At 51.8% G+C, this 14,097-nt stretch carries 11 protein-coding genes and 2 pseudogenes; 11 read left to right on the top strand and 2 right to left on the bottom strand.

What is annotated here, in order from left to right; translation table 11 throughout:
• Positions 1-258 precede the first annotated feature (258 nt).
• The 4 genes and pseudogenes from BUA75_RS07645 to BUA75_RS07630 form a co-directional block, all read left to right on the top strand.
• A pseudogene (locus BUA75_RS07645) lies at positions 259-980 on the top strand (class I SAM-dependent methyltransferase).
• 170 nt (positions 981-1,150) lie between these two features.
• Positions 1,151-2,149, top strand: coding sequence for a Gfo/Idh/MocA family protein (locus BUA75_RS07640; protein ID WP_072874013.1), 999 nt, complete (start codon positions 1,151-1,153; stop codon positions 2,147-2,149).
• 152 nt (positions 2,150-2,301) lie between these two features.
• Positions 2,302-2,964 (top strand): carbon-nitrogen hydrolase family protein, encoded by a 663-nt coding sequence (locus BUA75_RS07635; protein ID WP_242650273.1) that lies wholly within the window; start codon positions 2,302-2,304, stop codon positions 2,962-2,964.
• Between the two features lie 201 nt (positions 2,965-3,165).
• Positions 3,166-3,654 (top strand): annotated as a pseudogene (locus tag BUA75_RS07630) (histidine phosphatase family protein); the annotation flags it as partial.
• On the opposite strand, the gene BUA75_RS07625 reads toward BUA75_RS07630, so the two are convergent.
• On the bottom strand, positions 3,651-4,085 hold the full coding sequence (locus BUA75_RS07625; RefSeq protein WP_072874011.1) for an NUDIX domain-containing protein: 435 nt from the start codon (positions 4,083-4,085) through the stop codon (positions 3,651-3,653). The pseudogene BUA75_RS07630 and the gene BUA75_RS07625 sit on opposite strands and share 4 nt — an antisense overlap.
• Before the next feature lie 357 nt (positions 4,086-4,442).
• On the opposite strand from BUA75_RS07625, the gene BUA75_RS07620 reads away from it, so the two are divergent.
• On the top strand, positions 4,443-4,718 hold the full coding sequence (locus tag BUA75_RS07620; RefSeq protein ID WP_072874010.1) for a hypothetical protein: 276 nt from the start codon (positions 4,443-4,445) through the stop codon (positions 4,716-4,718).
• 127 nt (positions 4,719-4,845) lie between these two features.
• On the opposite strand, the gene BUA75_RS07615 is transcribed toward BUA75_RS07620, so the two are convergent.
• Entirely contained in the window at positions 4,846-6,048 is a 1,203-nt protein-coding gene (locus BUA75_RS07615; protein WP_072874009.1) for an ROK family transcriptional regulator, read from the bottom strand.
• 213 nt (positions 6,049-6,261) lie between these two features.
• On the opposite strand from BUA75_RS07615, the gene BUA75_RS07610 reads away from it, so the two are divergent.
• From BUA75_RS07610 to BUA75_RS07585, 6 genes are all read left to right on the top strand, one after another.
• A complete protein-coding gene (locus tag BUA75_RS07610; protein WP_083574183.1) occupies positions 6,262-6,888 on the top strand; it encodes a polysaccharide deacetylase family protein in 627 nt (208 codons plus the stop codon).
• 132 nt (positions 6,889-7,020) lie between these two features.
• Positions 7,021-8,355, top strand: a complete 1,335-nt coding sequence (locus tag BUA75_RS07605) for an ABC transporter substrate-binding protein (RefSeq protein ID WP_072874008.1) — start codon at positions 7,021-7,023, stop codon at positions 8,353-8,355.
• A gap of 60 nt (positions 8,356-8,415) precedes the next feature.
• A complete protein-coding gene (locus BUA75_RS07600) occupies positions 8,416-9,309 on the top strand; it encodes a carbohydrate ABC transporter permease (protein ID WP_072874007.1) in 894 nt (297 codons plus the stop codon).
• A gap of 5 nt (positions 9,310-9,314) precedes the next feature.
• Positions 9,315-10,193: a carbohydrate ABC transporter permease gene (locus BUA75_RS07595; protein WP_083574194.1), complete on the top strand. Its 879-nt coding sequence runs from the start codon at positions 9,315-9,317 to the stop codon at positions 10,191-10,193.
• A 32-nt stretch (positions 10,194-10,225) separates the two neighbouring features.
• On the top strand, positions 10,226-11,767 hold the full coding sequence (gene xylB / locus BUA75_RS07590) for a xylulokinase (RefSeq protein ID WP_072874006.1): 1,542 nt from the start codon (positions 10,226-10,228) through the stop codon (positions 11,765-11,767).
• Entirely contained in the window at positions 11,764-14,097 is a 2,334-nt protein-coding gene (locus tag BUA75_RS07585) for a glycoside hydrolase family 3 N-terminal domain-containing protein (protein WP_072874005.1), read from the top strand. Before xylB ends, BUA75_RS07585 begins: the two co-directional genes overlap by 4 nt.

Raw genomic sequence — 14,097 nt, 5'->3', positions numbered from 1 at the left:
TAGCGGATAGATTATGGTTTCTCTCAAGAGCGAATTTGAAATTGATGCAATTCGCGTCGCAGGCAAAGTTGATGCCGAATACCACCGCGTGCTAGAGACGTTTATAACTTAAGGTGTCACAACACTTCAGATCGATAAATTCGGCAATGAATTTATCCGCGATCACAAAATGGAACCGGCTCAACGAGGGATTATACAGGACAAGTCTTGCGGACTAACGGTAGCAAGATAGCATGTACCAAATAGGAGGTACTAAATCTGAAAGACAAAGTGCGAGTAGCCTACTCAAAACTTGCTCAAGATTATGAAAAGAATGTCGATACAACAAGTGGATTTAATGCTTTTTACGAACGTCCAGCCATGATGAAATTATTGCCGCACAATATGACTGGGTTAAAAGTTCTTGATGCGGGATGTGCCGCTGGCTGGTATACATAGCAATTCATGCAACGCGGTGCAAATGTGACATCTATAGATTTGAGTCCGGAAATGGTGGAGGCGACTAGAATAAGAGTTGGTCCACAGGTCACGGTGTTGGAACAAGATCTGAGTGAAGTTCTTCTATTTGAAGATGAGACCTTTGACATCATATTGAGCTCGTTGACACTTCACTATTTCGATGATTGGACAACCACTTTTCAAGAATTTCACCGGGTGATAAAGACGGGGGGACGGTTTGTGTATTCCGTGCATCATCCGTTTATGGATTTTAAGTTGTTTGACAGACCTGACTACTTTGTTCATGAATTATTGGAGGAAGTGTTGAACAAGAAGGAATCTGGTCCCGTTGAAGTAACCTTCTTTCGACGACCTATGTCTGAGATTATCAATGTGACGACAGGGGATTTTACTCTTGTACATATCATTGAGCCTAAACCGGTGAGTGAGTTTATAAAAAAATCCCGGAGAAAACAGCGTTATATAATTAACTTATGACAAACCCTCATTTTCTGATAGTGGTGTCCCGCAAGCCAGTATAATGGAATTCGTTTCAAGGTGGTTGCGTCTGTCGCATAAGGGGGCAAAAATTCTAATTCCCTGAGTGCCACCTGTTGTATGATTATACGATGGCGTTTACTTTCTGAATCTTGCGCAATCTGGCCGGTTTGCGACAAATCACAGCATAATCGACAAGAAAGGAATGGTTGGTTTGTCAATCCGTGTTGGAATCGTAGGGACTGGGTTTGGAGCAACGGTACATGCGCCAATCTTGGCACGCCATCCAGCGTACGACCTTTTGGCTATTGCAAGCCAGCGTCCTGGTCGGGCTTCAGCAGTTGCATCCACATTTCAAATACCTCATGCCTATGATGATTGGAAACAGATGTTAGAACAGGCTCCGATTGACCTTGTGGTTTTTGCTACCAGACCAGCAGATCACAAGTTAATGACCCTTGGAGCGTTGTCTTATGGTGTACACGTTCTGTGCGAAAAACCGCCTGCATTGAATCTCGTGGAAGCAAGGGCTATGGAACAAGCCGCAAAATTATCAGAGTGTGTAACAGCTATGAATTTCGAATGGAGATACTTGCCCGAACGGAAAGCCATAAAACGAGTTTTGAACGAAGGTACATTAGGTAAGATTCTTCACGTCAGTTGGTCAGAGGCGTGGCAGATATGGGGACGGATTCAAGAATTCGAACCTGGATGGGACTCGGAAGCAGAGCAAGGAGGCGGAATGTTAGGAGCAATAGGGTCTCACATCATTGATGCTTTGTGTCATTGGCTTGGAGAAGTATCTACAGTCAAAGGAATAACCATGAATCAAGTGCCGACAAGGAAGACAGCAGACGACAGTTTTTCATTCATCGGTATTTTCGAAAATGGAACCACGTTTTCCGTCAGTTGTACGGTTGCGAGCATTGGATGTCTACCACGTATCGAGATTTTCGGTACGGAAGGAACACTGAGAATAAGCGGACATCAACTGCTAATAGCCACGACTTGTGCACCCGATTTCGTTCCAGTATCAGTTGAAGAAACTATGGACGTGTCTGACTTCCCAAAAGACATTCAGGGTTACGTTCACGCACAATGGCACCTATATAGTGACCTGGCAAAATCCATTGCAGGTGAAACTGTCGATAACCTACCGAGCCTCACAGATGCCGTTTATGTTCAAGCAATAATGGACAGTATTCGTTCTTGAAGTTATTGTTGCCGAGTTATGACATTCCCGTCCTTTCTCAGTTTACGGTGGCTGATCTTCAACAAGGATTTGCTCCCGTCTGTGCATAAATATAAACCAAGGAACTTTCCTGGTTATGTCATTATAGGGCAGGAATGTCCCATATCAACCATATGAGTAAATTTGACTGGAGCTGTCGTATGAAGGTACTAATCGTGCAACCAAAACTTGAAAAAGCGATAGTGCAGTTAGAGAGGGAACTGCAGAGTAATCCACACGTCGACGCAGTCATCTTTCCAGAAGGATACTTAAACGAAAATGTAAAAGAGGCATGCACGTTAGCCGTGAAGTATGGCGTTGTACTCATTGGTGGTTATCGAAGATTACACGAAAAACCGAAAGACCGCGTGATTATGATTAACCGCCAAGGGGAAATCGTCATCGACAGAATCAAGTACAGTGACACTGCATTTGCAGTTGAGGACGGGCTGAAAATCGGTCATATTCTGTGTGATGAATTGATGGTACAAGGTCTAAAATCACAAGACCTAGTTGGCATTGACCTGATTGCCCATCCAATCGGAGTCGGGATGTTCAGTGAGGAACAGTTCGAAGAGTGGATTTCCGAGGCAAGGAAAGTCGCAGCTGAATACAGAACAATGATTATTGGTGCCAGTCACGCAGATGGATCATTTCGAAATAGTGACGTCTCAATTCCAATTGCCTATTGCATTGGGAATGACGGCGAAGAGATTTTTGTGTCAAAGAACAATGTGCAATCGGTTGTGTTGGATACAGTCAGTAAATCAGTGGTCCTCGCCCAGTCCATTTGCTAGTCGCGGCTGTCAAACGGAGGCATGTCAGCCACAACATTGTGGCTCTGTTGATGTATCAATATGCAGCAGTCAGCCCTGCGCAGTTGTTGCGTACTTGGGCAGAAGAACTACAGAAGAAGAACTTAGTTTACTGGGGGAATGTTGATGCAAATTTATGTTATCCGTCATTGTGAAGCGACAGGTTAGTCGGAGGATGCACCTCTCACTGCCAAAGGATTTGAACAAGCGGAGTTACTTGCCAATTTCCTTAAAGACATAGGAATTGAGCGAATCATTTGCAGTCCTTATTTGCGTGCTCAGCAAAGTGTCGCTCCGTTTGTTCAAGGGAACAATATTCCACTGACGGTCGATAATCGTTTGTCGGAACGAGTTTTGAGTGGTTCGAATATGGATAACTGGTTGGACTGTCTTCGGAAGACGTTCGATGACTTCGATTTGTCATTTGACGGCGGAGAGTCCAGCAAGCATGCCATGGAACGTGTTGTTCATGCCATAGATGATTTTGTCTCAACCGAAACTACATGTAACGCAGTTGTTACCCACGGAAATTTAATGATTTTGTTGCTCAGACATTTCGATGCACGATTTGGGTTCGATGAATGGGCTAGATTGAGCAATCCAGATGTCTTTTTGGTATCAGTCGATGAGAATGAAGCTACAGTACAAAGGGTATGGAGAGAAGTCATTTAGCTCCCAAGTCTTTTTCTCATGTCATGGGCAAGTTTCAGACTTTCCTTTGTCCACGGCGGAGTTGCATCGTCTCCGAGAACTTGCTCAATGGGGAGCCAGAGTACAGCGTCTACTTCATCAGGACTCTTACAAACCGCTTCGCCATTCAGGTATTCGCAGAGAAAAACCACGTCAATAACGTTGTCACCGTCGTCTGCCACAAACGATGTGCTGTGGACATAATGAATGGCATCAGATACTTCAATGCCAACCTCTTCTGCAATTTCACGTCGAAGAGTACGTTCCAAGATATCACTCTGATTACCTTCATGTTCCACTTTACCGCCTACTAACGAAATCATGCCTGCTGCATGGGATTCCTTTAGGCTTCTTCGTATTACCAGCCACACGTCATCTCTGTATATGGCGGCTTCAACGTTGACCACGAACAAGGTTCTCACTCCTTTTCATACATCATACATAAAATAGTAAGTCTATGAAAGCAGCTTTCAGACTTGCTACTGCAGTAATGGGAGCAATAGCGCAAGATCGACCATCACATAAATTTGAATGAATATGCAAAAAGAAGCATTTATACACTGTGTTTCTTCTTGTTTTAAGAAACTCTTAGAGTAGGGGTAAAGTGAATTTTGATTGGGAGGGGGGAGGTGTGTCCAAGTAATAACTCCAGGCTCATTGAAGCACCGTGATCGATAACATATTTCCTAATTGGGCCGACCTGATCGCTGCAAAAATGTAGATTTTTTCAAGGGCCACTAGTTAGTGTATGTCGGAGGAGGGGATTCCGCTTGTTGTTGACAACGGAGCGCATGCGCGGCGTCCGTGTGTCGATCGTCTGCGGAGAGCCGCATTTTCGTCGTCTTCGCGGGCGAGGACGGCGGACGCACCTGGTCTTCCAGGCGTCGGAAGACGCGGTAGTTGATGCCTACACACTCGTCAAGGAGGTTCTGCCCGCGCTTGACAGTAAAGGCGGCGGGAAAGCGAAGTCTGCGCAAGGATCGGTGTCAGCTTCTGCACAGTGGGTCGTCGATCTGGTAGAATCTGTGCTGGTGAAGCGGTTATAAGTTGGAAGGGAGGATAGGATATTCAAAAAAATACTGGAACGAAGCCATCGTGGTAGACTTGGCACTTTGGCGAGTGGCGTAGCAAGCATGGTTTTTCAGCAAGTTTGGCCTACCCTTCCCTTAGTCCCTAACCTTGCCGCCCCCCGACCCGCGAAGGTTCCGTGTGTGCATACGGGAATGGCCCTTGGAAGTAGTCGTTCAGCGCCAGAGAGGCCGCACCCGTAGCCGTCGCGTTGCGCCCTAACGAAGAAAGTTCGACGCGCGCGAGCGACGCTGGCACATCGAGTGCTGAGCTATGGATCACGTCCTTGACCGAATTCAGCAGACATTCCCCGGCTTCGCTCAGGCGATTGCCAATGACGACGAGGCTGGGGTTGAGACCGTTAATAACGTTACTGATACCCGTACCGAGATAGTGCCCGATGCTGTTGACAGCTTGCACCGCATTGTTTTCGCCATCGCGAAGTCTGCGCATGATTTCGTCGAAAGACACGGTGGTTCCAGCGAGCTGCGCGTATTTGCTGACAAGCGCGCGCGTCGATGCGTACATTTCCAAACAGCCGCGACTCCCACAGGAACACCGCAGGCCTCGGGCTTCAACAATCATGTGCCCAAACTCGCCAGCTGTGCCACCGCTGCCGCGGATCAGTCCGTGATTCAAAATGATGCCTACGCCGATCCCGGTCCCGACACTAAAATACACAGCGTTTTCGTCAGCTGTGCCTACCCCGAACAACTGTTCTGCCAGTGCACCCGTGTTTGCTTCGTTGTCAATAAAAATCGGGAGGTTGATGTGCGCCTCCAGATAAGCCCGTAAGGGAACATCCGACCACCCAAGGTTTGGCGAGTAAAGAACGTTGCCCGAAGAGAAGTCGACCAAGCCGGGGACACCGAGACCTACGCCAATGATGCCAAGATCTGAATCGGGAATATTGGAAATTTCTTCCTTAATGCATGCTACGATTTCCGCGACGACGCTTCGAACGTCGGTGGTGGGTAGGGGCGACTCGTGGCTGGAGACGACGCGGCCCGCCAAGTCCACTGTCAGCACGTGGACATACTCTATGCCAAGTTCAACACCAATGGCGTAGCCAGCGGTTGCATTGAATCCAAGCATCCGGGGGCGGCGTCCGATCGCCGAGCGGGCAGGTCCGAGTTCAATCACGAGGCCCTCTTGGATAAATTCATCGACGATGGAAGATACCGTCGCTTTGTTCAGGCCGCTTTCTACCGAAATTTGTGCGCGGGAGATAGGACTCTGATTACGGATCAGGTTCATAATGATATTCTTGTTCAGTTCTTTGATTAGTGTCTGATCGCCAGTTCTCATATGACATGTTCCAATCTGGTAATAGAATTGTGTTTAGTGTGAAGTTTGCCCGCGATGTCAATGACTTATTTCGATGCTGACTGATAATGACTTATTATACAGTCCTTTTTCCTTTTCTCACATTTTAAATTATACTTTTATTTGTTTTGATGTCAAACAAACTAACAAAAGCGTGAATGTGTACGGATACGAACGGAACGGGAGGGGGATTGCATGCACAATGACGCCAAGAGTCATAGAGACACTCCGCCAGGGATAAGGGCACTAGCAACTTCAGAGAGGGTGCTGGCACTTACCTTCGATGATGGGCCGGACACCGAATTCACACCGAGCGTGCTCGACATCCTACAACGATATGGGATTAGTGCAACGTTTTTTTGCCTGGGTGTTCAGGTTGCTGCCAACTGGTCTGTAGCCAAGCGAATTGTCGTAGCGGGACACCAAATTGCTAACCACACCTGGAGTCATCCGCACGCTTCCGACGTCACTGTCTCCGAGCTTTTGCGAGAAGTAGAGAATACAACGGACACAATTGAAGAGGCTACAGGCGAGCGCCCGCGCTGGTTTCGTCCGCCATACGGGGAACTCGGAGCGGAGCAGGGGCGAGCCATCGCGGACGCGGGTTACGAGGTTGTCCTATGGACTGTAGATTCGCTCGACTGGTTAGGGATAACTGGGCCTCAGATTGTGGCGAATGTCGTGCCGGCTTTAGAGAATGGCGCGATCCTCTTGCACCACAGCGCGGGCAATGTGGCGGGGACCGTCGACGCGCTGCCGTATTTGATTGAGGTTTGCCTGCGACTTGGGTATCGTTTTGTTCGCCTGGATGAGGCTATGTAGATGACCTGAGTACGAAAAATGAGAGCGGTTTCGGCGAATCTTGCAAATTGGTGTTGTAACCCAATGAAAAACGATCTACAATTCTATTTAGTTTATTTGATAACCAAACTTAATGAGCAGGGGTGAACAAATGTGAAGAAGGTTAGCAAGGCATTGTTCGCAGGTGTAAGCGTTCTCACAATAACTGGGTTTGTTGCTGGTTGTGGGACTAGTGGCGGAACGTCTAACAACGGAAACAGCACGACAACTTCAGGTGCAGAAACACAGTTGACTCTATGGAGCGTTGATAGCGGCGTAGCTGAACAGACAGATAACAGCCTGATTGCGAGCTACAACAAGGCTAATCCGAATGCACCGATTACGGCGCAGTACTTTGAATCGACACCGTATATCCAGAAGTTGCAGATTGCGATGGGCGCAGGCCAGGCAGCCACGATCTTTATGAACTGGGGTGGCGGTCGCCTCGAGAACTATGTGACCCCGGGCAAAGTGGTTGACCTGACATCACAGCTGAATGCTGACCCGTCCTGGAAGAATAAGTACCTGCCTTCCGTCATGAAATCCGTCACATTTAACGGCAAGGTGTACGGTATTCCGTACGGCAACATGCAACCTGTGAACTTCTTTTATAACAAAAAGTTGTTCAAGCAGTACAACCTCACACCGCCGACCACCTGGAGTCAGCTCTTATCTGACATTCAGGTGTTCAAGTCGCACGGTATCATTCCAATCGCGGTTGGCGGCAAGGACAACTGGCCATACCTAATGTACTTCGAGTACCTCGTCGACCGCATCGGTGGTCAGCAGCCGTACAACAATGTCGCGGCTGGGAAAGCGGATGCATGGAACAATCCGGCCATTGTGCAAGCTCTCAATGACATGCAGCAACTGGTCAAAGCAGGCGCCTTCGAACCTGGCTACAGCTCAGTCGGTTCGAACGATGGGTCCGACGCGGCCTTGTTATACAGCGGCAAAGCAGCTATGTGGCTGATGGGCAGCTGGGGATACGGCTCCATCATGACAAGCGACAGCAGCTTCATCTCGCAGCTTGGCTACTTCCCGTTCCCGGCTGTGGCTGGCGGTAAGGGCAATCCGGCTGACGTCGCAGGCAACCCGAGTGACTTCTATTCGATTCCGACATCTGCAACCCCTGCACAGCAGAAAGCGGCGATTAACTTCCTGAAGAACTACAATCTCGACTCGCAGAACGTCAAGGACTTGCTCAACATCGGCTATGTTCCTGCGGTCAATGGGATCGAAGCCCAGCTGAAGCATTCCAAGGAAGCAGCTTACGAGACGTTCTACTACAACTTGGTGAAGAACGCTCCGTACTTCCAGCAGTCCTGGGACACGGCGCTTCCGGCAGCAGAAGGCAACGAACTCGATACGGACCTTGGCAAGTTCATGGTCGGCCAGATGACAACGAGCCAGTTTGTGTCGGACATGAATTCATATCTCAACAAGTGAGCTGGTGGTCGGGAGGGGTAACTCTCCCAGCTGTCCGCGACATGTAAGGAGTGTTCACAAATGCTAGGCTCTCGTATGAACTGGCAGCGTTGGGTGATGATGCTGCCAGCCGCCCTCTTTTTCGGCGTATTCGCGCTGGTGCCCATGTTGGTTGCTGTATACTACAGCGGCTTGAATTGGGACGGTGTCTCAAAGGCGACTTGGGTTGGCTTCTACAACTGGACGCATGCTTTTGACGATGGGCAAGCTTTGCACTCCCTGTGGCTGACCATCGAATTGATGGTGCTGTGTTGGCTGTTGCAGAACCCACTCAGTCTCGTACTTGGCGTGTTTATGGCAGGCAAGCAGCGGCATCGCGTTGTCTACGGTGTGGTGTACTTCATTCCGTTGCTGTTCTCTGCGGTCGCCATCGGCATCACGTGGTCGTACATCCTCGATCCTGAGTTCGGTCTCATCGACACCTTGTTGCAAGCAGTCGGCATTGGTAACGGCACGGAGAATTGGCTGGGTAACCCGCACCTAGCAATGTTGGTCGTCGCATGCATCATCGCGTGGCAATTTATACCATTCAACTCTCTCTTGTATCAAAGTGGCGTCAAGCAGATCCCGGCGTCCCTCTATGAAGCGGCGATGCTGGACGGAGCTGGGCCATTAAAGGCGTTCTTCCACATCACGCTGCCGCAGTTGAAGTACACGATCATCACGACGACGGTTCTGATCCTTACCGGTACGCTCACCTACTTTGACCTGATTTACGTGGTGACGAACGGTGGCCCTGGTGACTCCACCGAAGTTTTGGCGATGGACATGTATAAAGAAGCGTTCACCAATCTGAACATTGGAGCAGGTAGCGTAATCGCTGTCATTCTCGCAGCTGCCGGACTGCTCTTGTCCATTCTGATTCTCAAGTTCACCGGGTTTAACAAGATGGAAAGTCAGATGGAGGGGACGTGACTGAGATGGGGACACAGACCGCAAGTGTTCAACGAGCGAAAGTCAGACCCAACAAGCGGAAGAGGAAAGTTACTGGTTACGGGATCGCTTTTACGACCTTCGGCACAATCTGGCTGATCATCGCGGGATACCCGCTGCTCTACATGGTTATGACCAGTTTCCGGACGCAAAACGGGTATTTGATTGGCAAGCCATGGCTGCCGCCGTCGCATCCGACGCTCAGCAATTACGCACAAGTGCTGCAGGCCGGGTTTTTTCACTACTTCCTGAACAGCGCCATCGTCTCTGTTTGTTCCGTAGTCCTGATTGTAGTGTTTGCACTGTTGCTCGCTTACGTCATCGTCCGCTCGCATAGTCGCACGGTGCGCACGGTATTTAACGTGTTTTTGGTCGGGCTGGCACTGCCAATTCAGGCGGCTATCATTCCGGTCTACATTTTGATCAACAAGTTTGGACTATACGACACGCTGATCGGCATGATTCTGCCGATGGTCGCGTTTGGCCTGCCACTGTCGTTGCTGATTTTAGTGAACTTCGTTCGCGATATTCCGAACGAACTGTACGAGTCGATGGGACTTGAGGGGGCGACAGACTTCCAGATCGTGCTTCATCTGGTAGCACCGCTGTCGATGCCTGCTCTTGTGTCGGTCGGAATCTATGAATTCATCCAGTCGTGGAACAATTTTTTGTTTCCTTTAGTACTCACACAAAGCCAATCGGTTCAGACACTTCCGCTCGCGATCGTCCAATTCCAGGGTCAGCACACGATCGACGTGCCCGTGACGATGGCAGTCGTTCTCTTTTCGGCTCTGCCACTCATTCTGGCGTACATTTTTGCGGGAAAATACCTGCGCCGGGGCATGTTGGTTGGGTTCGGCAAGTAAGCTTAGCGATGACAGATATATCGAGGTGACACATGAACAGACAAGTTGTTTTGGGCATTGACGTTGGCACCTCGGGCACCAAGGTAATTGCTGTCGCTCTTGATGGCTCCATCGTATCGGTCGCGACAGTATCGTACGAGATGTTGACTCCAAAACCGGGGTATGCCGAGCAGAATCCGGAGGATTGGTGGAATGCAACCGTCACGGCAATTCAGACAGTGTTGGCAAAGGCGGGTGATGTCTCAGTGGCGTGCATTGGCCTGTCCGGGCAAATGCACGGTCTTGTGCCGCTCGACAAGGACGGGCGCGTGATTCGACCGTCGATTATCTGGTGCGACCTGCGCTCGGACGCCGAAGCGTTGGAACTGGAGCGCACGGTTGGGCGGGACACAGTGATTCAACTCACTGAAAACCCGCCGCTGCCTAACTTCACGATTACGAAAATCCTCTGGATGCGAAACCACGAGCGTGACCTGTACAACCGGATCAATAAGGTGCTGCTACCAAAAGATTACATACGTTATCGACTGACCGATGTGTTAGCGATAGACGTATCGGACGCGTCCGGCACGCTGATGCTTGATGTCGCGAAGCGAACTTGGTCTGAGGAGATGTGTAAAGCCGCGGGCGTACCGATGGAGTGGCTGCCGCCGGTATATGAAGCGAACGAAGTCGTCGGTCACCTGTCGGCAGCCGCGGCGCAGCTGCTCGGTTTGCCTGAGGGCGTTCCGGTGGTGGCGGGAGCTGGCGATCAAGCAGCGGGCGCGATCGGTCTTGGCATCGTCGTGCCTGGTACCGTATCCGCGGTATTCGGTACGTCCGGCGTGGTGCTGGCTGTTACGGACAAGTCTTTGCGTGATCCAGGAGGTAGACTGCACACTTTCTGCCACGCCCAGCGAAACAGCTGGTTTGTGATGGGCGTCACCCAGGCTGCGGGTGGATCGCTGCAGTGGTACCGAAACCGCTTCGGCCAAATGGAGCAGACCGTCGCTACTCGGTCAGGCAGTGATGTCTACACGCTGCTAATGAAGGAGGCGGAGACGGTCGCGCCGGGAGCGGACGGTCTGTTGTTTTTGCCATACCTGATGGGAGAGCGCAGTCCGCACCTCGACTCACAAGCGCGCGGCGCCTGGATTGGTCTGCAGTGGCAGCATACCGCCGCGCACCTTGTCCGAGCTATCCTCGAAGGCGTTTCGTTCAGTCTGCGAGACTGCTGGGAGGTCATGCAACAGATCGGCGTGAAGTCGTCCGGCTGGAAAGCATCCGGTGGCGGCGCTGGCGGACGGCTGTGGATGGAAGTGTTCGCGAGTATCATCGGCAATCCCGTGCAGATTATGCAGGCGAGTCACGGACCGGCGCTCGGCGGTGCGATCCTGGCTGCGCAAGGGATTGGCGCCCTGACCGAAGACCCAGCATCGATACAAGCGTGGCTTGGCACTGGCAACAGCGTTCCGCCGCGCGCGGACTGGGTAGAGTTTTACAACGACCTGTACCCCTTGTTCCAGAAGGGTTATAGGGAGACAAAGAACTTGATGCATGACCTGAACGGGTTGGCAAGGAGGTTGCAAGCATGAGTGAACTGTACCGGGACCCGAGTCGGCCCGTTGAGGAACGCGTCGAACACCTGCTGTCGCAGATGACGCCAGAGGAAAAGTCCGCGCAGATTGGTAGTCTGTGGGTGTACGAAGTGCTAGAGCGCTCGGCGTTCTCCACAGTCAAAGCGGACGCACGGATGAAGAACGGGATCGGCCAGATCACGCGGATTGGTGGCGCAAGCAGCCTTGACCCTGTGGATAGCGCAAAGGTTGCAAATGATATCCAGCGCTACCTCGTGAATGAGACGCGCCTTGGCATTCCGGCCTTGGTGCACGAGGAGTCGTGCAGCGGCTACATGGCGAAAGGAGCGACTCTCTTCCCGCAGACGATCGGCGTGGCGAGTACGTGGAACTCTGATCTGACCGAGGCGATGGGGGAAGTCATCCGCACACAGATGAAGTCGGTCGGCGCTCACCAGGCCTTGGCGCCACTTCTGGACGTCACGCGCGACGCCCGCTGGGGCCGCGTCGAAGAGACGTTTGGCGAAGACCCCTACTTGGTCACACAGATGGGGCTGTCGTACGTGCGCGGTTTGCAGACCAATGATGTGAGAAACGGCGTGATTGCGACTGGCAAGCACTTCGTCGGCTACGGCGTGTCTGAAGGCGGTATGAACTGGGCTCCACCGCACATTGCACCGCGAGAATTGCGCGACGTCTTCCTGCAACCATTTGAAGCGGTCGTCCGAAAAGGCAAGCTTGGCTCCATCATGCCAGGTTATCACGAACTAGACGGTGTGCCGTGTCACGCTTCGAGCGAACTCCTGACAGAGGTGTTGCGTAAGGAGTGGGGTTTTGACGGCATTGTGGTCTCGGACTACTTCGCCATCGATATGCTACAGAGCTACCATCACCTGGCCGAAGGCAAGCCGGGGGCTGCGCGCACAGCCTTGCGAACAGGTGTCGACATTGAATTACCAAGTATTGACTGCTACGGTGCGCCGCTCGTGGAGCTGATTCAGCAAAGCGCGATTGATATGGAACTCGTCGACGCAGCTGTCCGGCGCGTGCTGACCGCGAAGTTCCGCATGGGGCTGTTCGAGAACCCGTATGTGGACGAGTCGCGCGTCGTGGAGGTGTTCGACAATCAGGAGCAGCGCAGGCTGGCGCGGACGATTGCGCAGCAGTCGATGATTCTGCTCAAAAATGAAGGCAACCTGTTGCCACTCAGCAAGAACGTGGGGACGGTCGCCGTGATTGGCCCGAATGCAAACAGCGTCCGCCATTTGCTCGGCGACTATGCATACCCATGCCATATCGAAACCCTCCAGGACATGACCAACACGTTCAACACAGCGGTGCCAGACAAAATTGAACTCGATGTCAACTTCGTCTCCATCATCAGCGTGCTCGAAGCCATCCGTGACAAGGTGTCGCCAGAGACGTGCGTCTTGTTTGCAGAAGGCGCCGATACACTGACGGGATCGCAAGAAGGTATTGACGAGGCCGTTGCCGCCGCAAAACAGGCAGACGTTGCGATTCTCGTGGTCGGCGACAAGGCAGGGCTCATCGACGGCTGCTCGTCGGGTGAGTCGCTCGACCGCGCCAGCCTTGATTTGCCTGGCATGCAAGAGGAGCTAGTTCGCTCCGTGCACGCGACGGGCACACCGGTTGTCGCGGTGCTTGTGAATGGGAGACCGCTCTCGATCAACTGGATGAACGATCACGTGCCGGCGATTCTGGAAGCGTGGTTGCCTGGCGAAGAGGGCGCTGCGGCGATCGCGGATGTGCTGTTTGGGGACTACAACCCGGGCGGTCGGCTGCCGATGTCTTTTCCGCGATCGGTTGGCCAAGTGCCAGTGTACTACAACCACAAACCGTCCGGCGGGCGCTCTCATTGGAAAGGCGACTACGTCGAGATGAGTTCTAAACCGCTGTATCCGTTCGGTTACGGCCTCAGCTACACAGAGTTCTCGTACGCAAACCTCGTCATCTCCGGCTCCCCCCTGACAGTGAGTGACCGGGTGACGATTCAAGTCGATGTCACGAACACGGGGTCTGTCGCTGGAGACGAAGTGGTACAGCTCTACGTTCACGACCCGGTCGCCAGCTTGACGCGGCCCGTGAAGGAACTGAAAGGCTTCCGGCGGGTCTCGCTTGCGACAGGCGAGACGAAGACGGTGACGTTCGTGCTGCCGGTTTCGTCGCTCGGGTTCCACGATGTGAATCTGCACTACGTCGTTGAACCAGGCGCGTTTGAGGTAATGGTCGGCAGTTCATCAGAGGACATTCGTCTGAAGGGATCGTTTGAAGTCACAGGTGAACCAACTATCGTCGTAGAGAGAGAGTATACAACAGAAGCTTTCTAA

This window comes from Alicyclobacillus tolerans, from assembly GCF_900142255.1.
GTDB lineage: Bacteria > Bacillota > Bacilli > Alicyclobacillales > Alicyclobacillaceae > Alicyclobacillus_I > Alicyclobacillus_I tolerans.
Note: the sequence above shows the minus strand (reverse complement) of the source record. Positions and strands in the feature narration are given on the sequence as shown.

Coding starts and splice junctions, on each gene's coding strand:
- BUA75_RS07610 (WP_083574183.1), top strand. CDS start 6,262: ATGCACAATGACGCCAAGAGTCATAGAGACACTCCGCCAGGGATAAGG.
- xylB (WP_072874006.1), top strand. CDS start 10,226: ATGAACAGACAAGTTGTTTTGGGCATTGACGTTGGCACCTCGGGCACC.
- BUA75_RS07585 (WP_072874005.1), top strand. CDS start 11,764: ATGAGTGAACTGTACCGGGACCCGAGTCGGCCCGTTGAGGAACGCGTC.
- BUA75_RS07595 (WP_083574194.1), top strand. CDS start 9,315: ATGGGGACACAGACCGCAAGTGTTCAACGAGCGAAAGTCAGACCCAAC.
- BUA75_RS07635 (WP_242650273.1), top strand. CDS start 2,302: ATGAGTAAATTTGACTGGAGCTGTCGTATGAAGGTACTAATCGTGCAA.
- BUA75_RS07600 (WP_072874007.1), top strand. CDS start 8,416: ATGCTAGGCTCTCGTATGAACTGGCAGCGTTGGGTGATGATGCTGCCA.
- BUA75_RS07615 (WP_072874009.1), bottom strand. CDS start 6,048: ATGAGAACTGGCGATCAGACACTAATCAAAGAACTGAACAAGAATATC.